Below are 12,981 nucleotides of genomic sequence, written 5' to 3'. Positions count from 1 at the left end.
TTGCGCCACCAAGGAGGATTCTCACATGCCGGACATCGACGACATCGACCATCAGGTGCTCCGGCTGCTGCGCGAGGACGGCCGCCGCACCTTCTCCGAGATGGCCGAGCAGGTCGGCCTGTCGGTGGCGGCGGTCAAGCGGCGGGTCGACCGGCTCAGGGAGATCGGGGTGATCACCGGGTTCACCGTCCAGATCGACTACGCCAAGCTCGGCTGGGGCATCGAGGCGTTCACCGAGCTGCGGTACCCGGGGACCACGCCGGTGGGCGAGATCGTCCGCACGGCGACGGACGTGCCCGAGGTGCAGGCCGTCTTCACCATCGCCGGCGACCCCGACGCCCTGATCCACGTACGGGTGCGCGACCTCGGGCACCTCCAGCAGGTCATCGACCGGCTGCGCCGGGCCGGCAACGTCACCGGCACCAAATCCCTGCTGGTCCTGGGCTCCTGGACGCGCGACGCCCTCACCTGACCGCCCGCACCGCGCGTCGCCCGAGGGTCAGTTCACCCAGGCGTACTCCAGTTCGGGCAGCTCGAACCCCTGCTGGAAACGGCACATCCGCTCGTCGGTGCGGCGTGCGCCGTGCCGTTCGTAGAAGCCGACGGCCCGGGTGTTGGCCCTGAGCACCTCCAGGTAGACCTCCCGGCCGGGATGCTCGTCCGCCGCCCAGGCCAGTGCGTGCCGCAGCAGGCGCGATCCGGCGCCCGAGCCCGTGCTCCCCGGCCGCACGTGCAGGTTGTCGAGCAGGATCCGGCCGTCCGGGGCCGGCAGCAGGTAGGCGAAGCCGAGCAGTTCCCCGTCGTCGTCGTGGCCGACGAACAGGCCCGCCCCCCGGACGGGCGGGTCCAGCCGCTCCCGCCAGAGCGCGAGCCGGTCGTCGTCCAGGGGGCCGTTCAGGAAGCCGTCGGGCATGATGCCCGCGTAGGCCGTACGCCAGCTCTCCACGTGCAGCGCCACGATCGAGAAAATGTCATCAATTGTCCCATTCCTTATCAGCATGGCGGAGAGCATTCCACACCAGGACGGGCGCGGGCCGCGCCTCCATGGCCGATACGTAGATTTCCCGATGCTTTGCCCGCCGGATGTCCCTACTGTCGGGCCCATCCGAAGCCTTCCGAGCAAGGTGGGTTCATGCGCGCGCTGACCGTCCTCCTGTCCGGACTCCTGCTGGCCACCACCCTCCAACCGCCCGCCGTCGCCGCCGTCGCCGGGAAGGACGTCGCCGGGACGAAGCCGGGCCCCGTCGTCCCCGACGTCGTCTACCAGCGGGCCGACTTCGCCGCCGGCACCGGCGAGGGCACGTCCGCCGCCGACGGGCTGTCGTTCGCCTCGGCCGCCGGCACCACCTCCTACACCGACGCCCTGGGCACCAGGACGTGGGAGTACGCCCGATGGACCGGCCCCGAGCGCACGGTCGGCTTCCCGGCCACCCAGCTGATCGCCTCCTGGACGGCCGACGTGCCCCAGGGGAGCTGGCTCCAGGTCGAGGCCAGGGCCAGGAACACCGCCGGGCTGAGCAAGTGGTACGTCCTCGGCCGCTGGTCCTACGCGGAGGGCGACATCCTGCGCACCTCCGTGGCCGGACAGGGCGACGCGGACGGGTCCGTCGCCGTGGACACGCTGGTGGCGGCGTCCGGGCGGCAACTGTCGGCGTACCAGCTCCGCCTGACCCTCTACCGCAGGCCGGGCTCGGCCGTGACGCCCCGGGTGCGCACGCTCGGCGCGATGGCCTCGAACGTGCCCGAGCGCAAGACCGTCCCGGTCAGCCCCGGCGGCGGGGCGTGGGGCGTCGAGCTGAACGTCCCGCGCCGCTCCCAGAACGTGCACGCCGGCCACTACCCCGAGTGGGACGGCGGCGGCGAGGCGTGGTGCAGCCCGACCTCCACCACGATGGTGCTCGGCTACTGGGACAAGTGGCCGAGCGCGCAGGACACCTCCTGGGTGGACCCGTCCGACCCGAACCCCGAGGTGGACCACGCGGCCCGCTACACCTACGACCACGCCTACCAGGGCGCCGGCAACTGGCCGTTCAACACCGCCTACGCCGGCCGGTACGGCCTGGACGGCTTCGTCACCCGTCTGCGCACCCTGACCGAGCTGGAGCGGCTGATCAAGGCGGGCATCCCGGTGATCACCTCGCAGTCGTTCAAGAAGGGCGAGCTGCCCGGCGCCGGATACGGCACCGACGGCCACCTCATGGTGATCGTCGGCTTCACCGCGACGGGCGACGTGATCGCCAACGACCCCGCCTCCCCCTCCAACGACGCCGTCCGCCACGTCTATCCGCGCGCCGACTTCGAGAACGTGTGGCTGCGCAGTTCGAGCAGCGGCGGCGTCGTCTACGTCATCAGCCCGCCCGGCCACGCCCTGCCCGCCACGACGCCGGGCCTGCCCGCCAACTGGTGATCAGTCCAGCACCGGGTAGTTGGCGCGGAACACGCCCTGCGGGTCGCGCGACCGCTTGATCTCGCGCAGCCGGGCGAGCGCCGGCTCGGGGAACGCCTGAGCCGCCCGCTCGCCCGGCGACAGGAACGTGTACGGCTTGCGCCCGCTCACCCGCTCGCCCAGGGCGGCGACGACCGCGTCCTGCTTGGCCCGTACGGCCTGGCCGAGCTCGGGGCTGATCCCGGCCCCGAGCAGGTAGAGCAGGTACGGCTCGGCCAGCGCTCCCCCGGCGCCGCCGCCCGGCCGGGTCAGCGCGCCGCCCAGGTGCCTGACCTGCATGGCGACCAGCGGCCCCACCGGCTCGGCCAGCAGGATCTCCACGGCGCCGGCGTCCAGCCCGGTCAGCAGCTCGGTACGGGCCACCGCGGGCGCCGGGTCGGTCGGCTCGGCGGTGATCGCGCCGAGGTCGGCCGTGGCCATCGCGGCCCGCGTGTCGCTCAGCACGCCGTCGATCTTGGCGAGCCGGCCCAGCAGGTCCTCGGCCTCGGCCGCCTCGCCCAGGTAGGCCAGGTCCACGGTGACCATCGGGGGCGCCTCGGGGAACTGGATCCGGTTCACCCACAACGACAGCTCGGGCGGCGCGTCGGCGGTCAGCTCGCGGAAGGCCGCGAACACCTCGGCCTCCTTCTGGCCGGGCCACATGAGACGGCCGCCGTACAGGGCGCGCTCGGCGTACAGGTCGAACTCGACGGCGGTCACCAGCGCGAAGTCGCCGCCGCCGCCGCGCAGCGCCCAGAACAGGTCGGGGTCGCTCTCCCCGGTCACCCGCGCGGGCCGGCCCTCGGCGTCCACGACGTCGAAGGCGCGCACGCTGTCGGCCGCCCAGCCGTACCTGCGGCCGAACCAGCTCAGGCCGCCGCCGAGGGTGTAGCCGGTGACGGTGACGGCCGGGTTGCTGCCGGCCAGCCCGGTCAGGCCGTGCCTGCCCGCCTCGGTCTGCACCGCGCCCCAGCTCACGCCGGCGCCGGCGCGGGCGCGCCGCTCGGCCGGGTGGATCTCCAGCTCGTCCAGCCGGTCGGTGCGCAGCAGGATCACGCCGTCGGCGGTGCCGCTCGCGCCGTGGCCGCGCGGCTGCGCGGAGACGGTCAGCCCCTCCTCGCGGGCATGGCGGACCAGGGCGGCCACGTCGGCGGCGTCGGCCGCCTCGACCACGGCGGCCACCGGCTGGGCCACGGTCAGGTTCCACGCCCTGGCCGCCGCCTCGAAGCCCTCGTCGCCGGGCAGCCACACGCGTCCCTCGACCGCGGTGCGCAGCTTGTCGTACGTCATCGTCCACTCCTTCATGAAGACTCACCACCTTGACGACGCGGGCCGCGGAAAGGTGACAGACCATCCGGAAGATCGCCCCGGGGACATGCCGGCGGGGCCCCCGCGCGCGCCGCGCCGGGGCCCCGCACCGTGCCCTGACGGGCTTAGGATGCCGCCATGGTCGCCCTTCGTCGTCGCCCAGCCGCCTGTATGACGACCCGGCGCGACGAAAGGTGACCGATGAACGCGCAAGCCGACCTGGCCGGCCACTTCGACCAGGCCAGGAGCCATCTGCGGGCGGTGGCCCACCGCATGCTCGGCTCGGCCGACGAGGCCGACGACGCCGTCCAGGAGACCTGGCTGCGGGCCGCCCGCGCCGGCACGGGCGGGGTCGCGAACGTGCCCGGCTGGCTGACCACGATCGTCGGCCGGGTCTGCCTCGACATGCTGCGCGCCCGCGGGCGCAGGGGCGAGCAGCTCGTCGAGGGCGAGCGGTTCGACCAGGTGAGCGTCCATGACGGCGATCCGGCCGACGCCGCGGTGCTGGCCGACTCGGTCGGGCTCGCCCTGCTGGTGGTCCTCGACACGCTGAGCCCCGCCGAGCGGGTCGCGTTCGTGCTGCACGACCTGTTCGCCGTGCCGTTCGAGGAGATCGCGCGGATCGTGGCGCGTTCCCCCGCCACGGCCAAGAAGCTGGCCAGCCGGGCGCGGCAGCGGGTGCACGGCACGCCCGTCCTGCCCGCCGCCGACCACGCCAGGCAGCGCGAGCTCGTGGCCGCCTTCCTCGCCGCGGCCCGCGCCGGCGACCTGGACGCCCTGCTCGCCGTGCTCGACCCCGACGTGCTGCACCGGTCGGACGTGCCGGGGTCGGGCGGCGAGCGGCGCGGCGCCCGTCCGGTGGCGCAGGGCACGCTCACCGACTCCGGCCGCGCGCGCTTCGCCGATCTCGTGCTCGTCGACGGCAGGCCGGGCATCGGCGTGCTGCGCGGCGGCCGGCTGTTCCTGGTGCTGCGCGTCACGACGGACGGCGAGCGCGTCACCGAGATCGACATCGTCTCCGACCCGGCCCGCCTGGCCGCCCTCGACCTCGCCCTCGACCTGGCCCTCGCGCCCTGACCGGTCAGGCCAGCCGGGGCACGAGCCGCAGCGCGTTGCCCGCGTACACCTGTTCCAGGACGTCGCCGGGCAGGTCGAGCCCGGAGATCGTCCACCGGCCCATCAGCGGCGGGTCGTCGAGGGAGTGCGCGAACGCCTCGTCGTCGGTCTCCATGAACCGGAAGTGGATCCGGTAGACGTCCGGGTGCGGCGGGATCTCGTCGGTGCCGAACAGCACCCGGCCGGGGTGGCGGAGCAGGAGCGCCCGCGCGGCGCGCGGCTGGCGTCCCAGCTCGGCGACGCGCGCCGCGATGTCGATGTGGAAGTTCGGGTACGCGTCCAGCATCCGGCCGGCGAACCCCAGGTTCTCCGGCCAGCACCCGGCGTGCACCCCGATCACGGTCGTGGCCGGATGCCGGGCCACCATCGACTCCATGGCCTCCATGAGCCGCTCGAACGGCGGGAACTGCGGCCCGGAGAAGTTCCAGTCGGGCCGGGCGGCCAGCAGTTCGAGGCGTTCGTTGCGCTCGTCCACGGGCTGGAAGAAGGCGACCGGGTCGGCGGTGTGCAGGGCGATGGGGACGCCCGCCTCCCCCACGGCGGCCCACAGCGGGTCCAGCCGGGGGTCGTCGAGCATGACCAGCTCGTCCCGGTGGTCGCGCACCCGCAGCCCGACGTCCTTCCACACCTTCAGCCCGGCCGCGCCCTCGGCGACCGAGCGGCGCAGCTGGGCGGCCAGCCGCTCGCCGAAGCCGGGCGTCGCGGTCTCGGACCAGTCGACGTGGCAGAACGTGGCGAACCGGCCCGGATGGGCGGCGTCGTAGCGTTCGAGGTTCTCGGCCAGCTCCCGGCCCCAGCGGCCGTCGAGGTTGACCATGCCGCGCAGGTTGAGCTCGTCCATCATGCCGATCAGGGCGGGGACGTCCCCCACCATCCAGCCGCCGTCCTCGGTCAGCCAGCGGCCGAGGTGGATGTGGGCGTCCACCACGGGCAGCCGGGCCCGGCCGACCTCGTGCACGGCCACCCGGAGCTGCGACACCGGACGGTAGCGGGACAGCGGCAGGCCGGCGTCGGGCAGGGTCACTTCCTGATGCCTTCGGGCAGCAGGTCGCCGTGGGCCTCGATGAGGGCGTCCACCAGCTCGCGGACCTTGCGGACCGGCAGGGTGGCGGCGGTGTTGGGGTCGAGCAGCGCGGCCTGGTAGACGTGGTCGCGCCGCCCTTCCAGGGCCGCCTTGACGGTCAGCTCGCCGACGCTGAGGAAGGCCCGGTTGAGTGCGGCGACCTGGGCGGGCAGCTCGCCGACGGGCAGCGGCCGCACCCCGGACCCGTCGACGTGGCAGGGCACCTCGACGGTGGCCTCCGGCGGCAGGTTGGAGATCAGGCCGCCGTTGCGCACGTTGCCGTGGATCAGCCTGGGGGCGCCGGTCTCCATCGAGTGGATGGCCAGCGAGGCCAGCTCGTCGCCGCGTTCGATCGGCACGCCCCGGCCGGCCTCCAGCGAGCTCTTGTACTGCTCGTACTCCTCGTAACCCTCGGCCAGCCACTCCAGGTAGACGTTGATCGGGATGCGGTACCGCTCGACCTCCTCGGCGTGCGGCAGGAACCACGGCAGGTACTCCGAGCCGTGCTCGGAGGACTCGGTCGGGAAGTAGCCGAAGTTGCGGTAGACCTCCACGCGCACCCTCCGCCGCAGCTCGGGGTCCTGCTCGATCAGCTCGTCGAGCCGCCGGTAGAGGTTCTCGCCGTCGCGCTCGAAGCGCAGCACGAACGCCTGGTGGTTGACGCCCGCGGTGAGGAAGGAGATCTCCTCCTCCGGGACGCCGACCATGGCGGCCAGCGTGCTCTGCGTGTCGCGGGCGGCGTGGCAGACGCCCACGACGTTCTTGAACGGGGTTCCGGCGTAGACCGACCAGGGGATCATCGACATCGGGTTGGTGTAGCTGAACAGCACCGAGTCGGGGGCGAGCTCGGCCAGGTCGTCGCCGATGCCGACCATGACGGGGATCGTGCGCAGGGCGCGGAAGATGCCGCCGACGCCCAGGGTGTCGCCGATCGTCTGGCGCACGCCGTACGCGGCGGGGATCTCCAGGTCGCGCCGGACCGCCTCCAGTCCGCCCACCGCGATCTCGTTGATCACGTAGTCGGCGCCCTCGACGGCGGGCCGGCGGTCGGCGTGCGCCTCGATCCTGGCGCCGATGCCCAGCTCGGCGACCATCCAGCGGGCCATCGCCGCGGCGGTGTCGAGCCGGGCCCTGTCGATGTCGTGGAGCACGATGGTGGACTCCGACAGTTCCGGAAATGTCAGGATGTCGGAGAGAAGGTTCTTGGCGAACGTGATGCTGCCGGCGCCCACCAGGACGATGCGGGCCATGGATTACCTCGATTCCGGGGTCAGCAGGGCTTTGACGGGGGTGGCCTGGCCGTTCATCAGCCGGGTGAAGACCTCGGCGCCCTCTTCCAGGGGGAAGGTCCGGACCCAGCTCAGGTCCCAGCGGCCGGCCAGGTCGACGGCCGCGGCGAAGTCGGCCGCGTCGTAGGCGAACGAGCCCAGCACGCGCTTCTCGCCGCGCACCAGGTCGGCGGCGTCGTACCCGGCCACGTGGTCGGCCAGGCCGAGCCAGACGGCCACGCCGCCGGGGCGCAGCCGGGACAGGGACTGCTCGTGGGTGGAGGCGGCGCCGACCGCGTCGAAGATCACGTCGTACTCGCCGGTCAGCTCGGCGCCCGCCGCCACGCCGCCGAGCTCCGCGGCGACGGCCAGCCGCTCGGGCGAGCGGTCGGCCACCTCCACGCCGGCCGCGCCGCCGGACAGGGCGGTGAGCAGGCAGGCCAGGCCGATGGCCCCGGCGCCGATCACGCCCACCCGCGCCCCGGCCGGCCGCCCGGCCAGCCCCCAGGCGTGCACGGCGTTCGCGGCCGGCTCCACCACGCCCGCGGCGGTCCAGCCGAGCCCGTCGGGCAGCGGCACCACGGACGCGGCCGGCACCGCGACGCGCTCGGCGAAGGCGCCCGGCCGGTGCACGCCGATGATCTGCCGCTTCCTGCACACGTTGGGCCGACCGAGCAGGCACACGTCGCACGCGCCGCACGACAGGATCGGGTTGACCGTCACCGGCCGCCCGTCGTCGGTGCGCCCGGCGAACTCGTGCCCCATGACCAGCGGCGGCACCCGGAACCCGGGGGTCTTCACGCCGTGCAGCTCGCTGCCGCAGATGCCGGAGGCGACCACGTGCACCAGCACCTCGTCCGGCCCGGCCACGGGCTCGGGCACGTCCCGCTGCTCCACGACGCCGGGTGCGGTGAAGACGAGAGCCCTCACGAGGGCCGGCCGGCCGAATGCGCGCGTTCCATGGAGATCCCCGTCCTGTTCCGTCATAAGGAATGCGATTCCGAACTGGCGCTAGGAGACCATTGCGGCGAAGATCATGTCAAGAGGCCGAGCGGAGTGGGGCGGCATCACCGCACCCGGCACAGCAGGAGCGGCCGGGTCGAGGACTGCGTCCCCGCTCCCGGCCGCCCTGTTCCGAATCACGGAAAGACGGTTTGACAGGCAGAATCAGCGCAGCAGCACGGGCACCGCCAGCGGCCCTTCGGTGATGATCGACGCCGTGTAGGCGATCTCCTCGGGACGGACCGCCAGCCGCAGCCCCGGGAACCTGCCGAACAGCGACGACAGCGCGATCCTGGCCTCCAGCCGGGCCAGCGGCGCCCCCAGGCAGAAGTGCGGGCCCCGGCCGAAGCCCAGATGCCCCTCCTTGGCCTTCCCAAGGTCGAAGCGGCCGGCGTCCGGGCCGTAGCGGGCCGGGTCGGTGCCCGCGCCGGTGAGCCCGACGACGATGGGCTGCCCGGCCGGGATCGTCGTGCCGGCGACCGTGACGTCCTTGAGCGCGTAGCGGAAGACCAGGCCGACGACCGAGTTGCGGCTGCGCAGCGCCTCCTCCACCACCTGCTCCCACGCGTCCTCCGTACGGGCGCGGTCGAGCTGGGCGGGGTCGGCGCACAGGGCCACCACCGCCTTGGCGATCAGGTGCACGGTCGTCTCGTGACCGGCGACGAGCACGACCCACAGGATCCACAGCAGCTCGTTGTCGGACAGGCGGCCGCCGTCGTCCTCGTTGGCGCGGATCAGGCCGGTGGTCAGGTCGTCGGCCGGCTCGCGGCGGCGGCGCGCGATGAAGGCCGCCAGGTAGCCGAGCAGCGACCCGGCCGCCGCGTTCACCTCGTCGGGGGCGGCGGCGTGCGACAACATCACCCCCGTCCACTCGCGGATCTGCGTCCGCTCCTCCTGCGGGACGCCGAACAGCTCGCAGATCACGGCGACCGGCAGCGGCTCGCTGAAGGCATGCACGAGATCGACCTCGCCGTCCCGCCCGGCCATGCGGTCGAGCAGCTCGTCGGTCATCTCCTGGACGCGCGGCGCCAGCGCGGCCACCCGGGCCGGTGTGAAGGCGCGGTTGATGAGGCTGCGCAGCCGCCGGTGGTCGGCGCCGTCCTTGGTCAGCAGGTGGTCGCCCTCGATGACCTGGCGCAGCGGCCAGTCGGCGGGGACGGTGCCGTCATGCAGGCCGGTGAAGTTCCTGGCGTCCTTGCTGTAGAGGGCCTCGTCGTTGGCCAGCACCTCGTCCGTCGCCTCGTAGGAGGTCACCAGCCAGCCGTTCACCTCCCCCGGCAGCAGGACGGGCAGGACCGGTCCGTGCTCGTCCCGCAGGCGGCGGATCGTCTCGGACGTCCGCTCGCCGGGAACCGGGAACGGAAGTGGCGCGGTGTCCAATGCAGCCTCCCATGTACGGATGTCTCCCCACTCTCCGTGGTAACGCCGATGGATCCAAGGGGTGAGGTTGTCACCGCCAGGCAGGCAACATCTGCCTCCTCCGCCACGTCGGAGCCCCAGGATCGGTGGTCTCACACGTTCGGCAGCCCCTCCCCCTCGGGTTCGAGCGCGTACGCGATCCCGGCGTCGACCTCGCCGTCGAACCCGGCGCGGAACGCCGACCCGTACGCGTCGTCGCCCAGGGCCTCGCGCGCCTGCCGCTCGCACTCCTGCCGGGCCGCCACCCAGGCCGGGACGCTGGCCTGCGCCTGACCGTGGCTGCTCCAGATCCGCTGCGCCAGCCCCAGCAGCCGGGCCGCCCGCTCCGGCCGGCCCGCGGCACCCGCGCCGAGCGCCAGCAGGTCGACGGTCAGCCCGATGCCGAAGTCGTCGTGCAGCCTTCGCTTGGTGCGCAACGCCGCCTGCCCGTAGGCGACGGCCGCCGCCACCTGCCCGCGCGCCAGCTCGGCCTGGCCGCGCAGCAGGTCGCCGTGGGAGCGCATGGCCTGCTCGCCCTGCTGGTCGCACAGGGCGCGCAGGTCCTCCAGCACCGAGATCGCCTCCTCGATCCGGCCGGCGACGGTGTGCGCGACCGCCCGGCACATCAGCGCCAGCAGCCCGGCGATCGTCAGCTCCTCGCCGTTCCAGCGCATCGCGTACGCCGGCTCCGACTCCGCCATGGCCTGCTCCAGGTCGCCGCGGATCACGCCGGCCGACGAGCGCAGCGCCTTGACGCACAGCGCGGCGAAGGCGTCGTCGTCGGCCGCGGCGGCCTCGCACTCCTCGGCCCGCGCCGCGACGGCGGCGGCGTCCCCCTGGGTGGCGGCGAGCAGGCCGTCGGCCCACAGGGCGCGGGCGCGGACCGGGCCGGGGGCCGGGTCGAGCGCCAGGGCCTGGCCCAGGTAGTGGCGGCCCTCCTTGGCGTAGCCGCAGCCGTACCAGAAGAAGGCCAGGGTGCCGGCCAGGTCGAGGGCGGCCCGGCCGTCCCGCTCGCCGAGCGCGTTCTCCAGGGCGGCGCGCAGGTTGTCGTGCTCGCCGACCATCCGGTCGTACCAGGCGGGCTGGCCGGCGCCGAGCCAGCCGGCCGCGCCGCGCACGGCCAGGTCCTGGTAGTGGGCCCGGTGCCGGCGGCGCAGCTCCTCCTCCTCGCCGAGGCCGCGCAGCCAGCCCGCGCCGTACTCGCGCAGCGTGTCGAGCATGCGGTAGCGCTCGCCCGAGCCGGTCGGCAGCCAGGTCAGGATCGACTCGTCGGCCAGGGCGTCGAGCAGCAGCCCGATGTCGGCCTCGGGCAGCCGCTCGTCGGCGCACACCCGGCGCGCCGCCTCGGCGTCGAAGTCCCCGGCGAACACCGACACCCGCGCCCACAGCAGCCGCTCGGCGGGCTCGCACAGCTCGTGGCTCCACCCGACGGCGGTACGCAGCGCCTGGTGCCAGGGCGGGTCGGCCTCCTGGGTGAGCGCGGGGTCGTCCTCCAGCGTGGCGAAGCGGTCCTCCAGCCGGTCGGCCAGATGGCCCAGGGGCAGGTCGCGCAGCCGGGCCGCGGCCAGCTCGATCGCCAGCGGGATGCCCTCCAGCCTGCGGCACAGCCGGACGACGTCGTCGCGGTTGGTGTCGGTGATCTCGAAGGTCGGCATCGTCTCCGTGGCGCGCTCGACGAGCAGGGTCACGGCGTCGTGGCCGAGCGGCGCGGCGGCGCCCGCGGCCGGCACCGGCAGCGGGTCGACCACGATCACCAGCTCGGGGTCCACCTCCAGCGGACGGCGGCTGGTGGCCAGCACGTGCAGGCCGGGCACCGCCGCGAGCAGCCCCTCGACGGTCACCGCGCAGGCCCCGACCAGGTGCTCGCAGGTGTCGAGCACGAGCAGCAGCTCGCGCCCGAACAGGTGCTCGGCCAGCACCTCGGACATGGGCCTGGTGGTCTGGTCGGTGAGCCGGAGCGCCTCGGCGATGGCGTGCGGCAGCAGGGTCCCGTCGTCCAGCGGCGACAGCTCGACCAGCCAGCAGCCGCCGGCGAAGTCGGCCCGCAGGTCGGCGGCGGCGCGCAGGGCCAGGCGGGTCTTGCCCACGCCGCCCACCCCGGTCAGGGTCACCAGCCGCGACCGCCGGCACGCCCTGCGCACCTGCTCCAGCTCCGCGCCGCGGCCGATCAGGCTCGTGAGTTCCGCTGGAAGGTTGCCCGCCTGCCACTTACCTGCCATCGTGATCGCCACCTATCGGATGAAGTTGTGACAGCAGCTTGCCGGAACCTGATGCACTGCGTGACTAAAAGTGAGAAAGTAGCTACTCACCCTGTTCGCCGCGTCCGGAAAGAAGAAGCCGATAACCGGAGACACACCATGCGTTCACAGCGAGGCTGGTTCCTGCTGTTCCTGCTGGTCGAAGGGGTTGTCGCGCTCTATGTCACCTTCGGGCGCGCGGGTTTCGACCCTCTGACGGGCCTGCTCGTCCTGGCTCCCGCGGCCGGGCTCACGTCCGTGGCCTACCGGTTCCAGTGCGACCAGGAGCGCGAGCTGTTCCGCGTGCGGCAGATCGCCGACCTGGCCCAGCAGGCGATCGTCCGGCCGCTGCCGCCCCGGCTCGGCGGCATGAGCCTGGCCGTCCACACCCGCTCGGCCACCGACCAGGCGCTGATCGGCGGCGACCTGCACGACGCGCTGGTCGCGCCCTCGGGGGTGCGGCTGATCGTCGGCGACGTCAAGGGCAAGGGCATGGAGGCCGTCCGGCTGAGCGCGGTCGTGCTGGCCTCCTTCCGGCGGCACGCGCCCGACGCGCCCGACCTGGTGACGCTGGTCACGGCGCTCGACGCCGACCTCGTCCCGCACCTGGGCGAGGAGGACTTCGTGACCGTCCTGCTGGCCGAGTTCGTGCCCGGCGAGGTGCGGCTGGTCAACTGCGGCCATCCGGCTCCCCTGCGCATCGGCCACCGCCTGGAGGCGCTGGAGCCGCCCGAGCCGTCGCCGCCGCTCGGCCTGGGCCCGGAGCCGCGGATGCGCCGCGCCGGGCTCGGCCTGTCCCAGCGGCTGCTGCTCTACACCGACGGCCTGAGCGAGGCCAGGGACGCCGACGGCGTGGAGTTCCCGCTCGACCAGCACGTCCGGCACGCCCTGGCCGCGCCCGGCCTCGACCACGCGCTGCCCAACCTGCTCGACCTGCTGGACGAGCACGCCGGCGACCTGCGTGACGACCTGACGCTGGTGCTGGTGCAGCCGGTGCCCGCACCGGACCCCGCCGAGCGCGCGGCCGGTCCCGCGCCGGACGGCCCGGCCGCCACCGCACTTCCCGCCGACTCCCGCAAGGACGGCTTCTAGGGAGGACCGCCCCGGGCGCCGCCCGGATCCGACCCCCTAAGGTGGGGACGTTCTTTGGCGGCGTCCCCGAGA

The 12,981-nt window shown here is 73.8% G+C and carries 11 protein-coding genes; 4 read left to right on the top strand and 7 right to left on the bottom strand.

Features of this window, described 5'->3' with window-relative positions; translation table 11 throughout:
* Positions 1–25: 25 nt before the first annotated feature.
* Positions 26–472: an Lrp/AsnC family transcriptional regulator gene (locus tag ACIBQ8_RS14525; protein ID WP_357979480.1), complete on the top strand. Its 447-nt coding sequence runs from the start codon at positions 26–28 to the stop codon at positions 470–472.
* Positions 473–499: 27 nt separating this feature from the next.
* Here ACIBQ8_RS14525 and ACIBQ8_RS14520 read toward each other — a convergent pair whose 3' ends face one another.
* Positions 500–958: a GNAT family N-acetyltransferase gene (locus tag ACIBQ8_RS14520; protein ID WP_397192121.1), complete on the bottom strand. Its 459-nt coding sequence runs from the start codon at positions 956–958 to the stop codon at positions 500–502.
* A gap of 174 nt (positions 959–1,132) precedes the next feature.
* Between ACIBQ8_RS14520 and ACIBQ8_RS14515 the strand changes: the two genes are divergently transcribed.
* Complete coding sequence (locus ACIBQ8_RS14515; RefSeq protein WP_397192120.1) at positions 1,133–2,407, top strand: C39 family peptidase; 1,275 nt, start codon at positions 1,133–1,135, stop codon at positions 2,405–2,407.
* On the opposite strand, the gene ACIBQ8_RS14510 is transcribed toward ACIBQ8_RS14515, so the two are convergent.
* Positions 2,408–3,715, bottom strand: coding sequence for an FAD-binding oxidoreductase (locus ACIBQ8_RS14510; RefSeq protein ID WP_397192119.1), 1,308 nt, complete (start codon positions 3,713–3,715; stop codon positions 2,408–2,410).
* A gap of 219 nt (positions 3,716–3,934) precedes the next feature.
* On the opposite strand from ACIBQ8_RS14510, the gene ACIBQ8_RS14505 reads away from it, so the two are divergent.
* Entirely contained in the window at positions 3,935–4,810 is an 876-nt protein-coding gene (locus ACIBQ8_RS14505; protein ID WP_397192118.1) for a sigma-70 family RNA polymerase sigma factor, read from the top strand.
* Positions 4,811–4,814: 4 nt separating this feature from the next.
* Here ACIBQ8_RS14505 and ACIBQ8_RS14500 read toward each other — a convergent pair whose 3' ends face one another.
* The 5 genes from ACIBQ8_RS14500 to ACIBQ8_RS14480 all read right to left on the bottom strand — a co-directional run bounded on the left by ACIBQ8_RS14500 (position 4,815) and on the right by ACIBQ8_RS14480 (position 11,799).
* Positions 4,815–5,873 (bottom strand): amidohydrolase family protein, encoded by a 1,059-nt coding sequence (locus tag ACIBQ8_RS14500; RefSeq protein ID WP_397192117.1) that lies wholly within the window; start codon positions 5,871–5,873, stop codon positions 4,815–4,817.
* The gene (gene melA, locus ACIBQ8_RS14495; protein WP_397192116.1) at positions 5,870–7,162 is read right to left on the bottom strand and encodes an alpha-galactosidase; all 1,293 of its coding nucleotides are present in this window, start codon (positions 7,160–7,162) and stop codon (positions 5,870–5,872) included. Before melA ends, ACIBQ8_RS14500 begins: the two co-directional genes overlap by 4 nt.
* A gap of 3 nt (positions 7,163–7,165) precedes the next feature.
* Complete coding sequence (locus ACIBQ8_RS14490) at positions 7,166–8,110, bottom strand: alcohol dehydrogenase catalytic domain-containing protein (protein WP_397175721.1); 945 nt, start codon at positions 8,108–8,110, stop codon at positions 7,166–7,168.
* 237 nt (positions 8,111–8,347) lie between these two features.
* Positions 8,348–9,562 carry a cytochrome P450 gene (locus ACIBQ8_RS14485; protein WP_397175719.1) on the bottom strand — a complete coding sequence of 405 codons (1,215 nt, stop codon included), beginning with the start codon at positions 9,560–9,562 and terminating at the stop codon, positions 8,348–8,350.
* 131 nt (positions 9,563–9,693) lie between these two features.
* Positions 9,694–11,799, bottom strand: a complete 2,106-nt coding sequence (locus ACIBQ8_RS14480) for an ATP-binding protein (protein ID WP_397175718.1) — start codon at positions 11,797–11,799, stop codon at positions 9,694–9,696.
* A gap of 138 nt (positions 11,800–11,937) precedes the next feature.
* On the opposite strand from ACIBQ8_RS14480, the gene ACIBQ8_RS14475 reads away from it, so the two are divergent.
* The gene (locus ACIBQ8_RS14475) at positions 11,938–12,909 is read left to right on the top strand and encodes a PP2C family protein-serine/threonine phosphatase (RefSeq protein WP_397192115.1); all 972 of its coding nucleotides are present in this window, start codon (positions 11,938–11,940) and stop codon (positions 12,907–12,909) included.
* Positions 12,910–12,981 lie beyond the last annotated feature (72 nt).

It is taken from the genome of Nonomuraea sp. NPDC049646 (genome assembly GCF_044465525.1).
Classification (GTDB): domain Bacteria; phylum Actinomycetota; class Actinomycetes; order Streptosporangiales; family Streptosporangiaceae; genus Nonomuraea.
The sequence above is the reverse complement of the archived record's forward strand: the minus strand, read 5'-3'. Positions and strand labels throughout refer to the sequence as shown.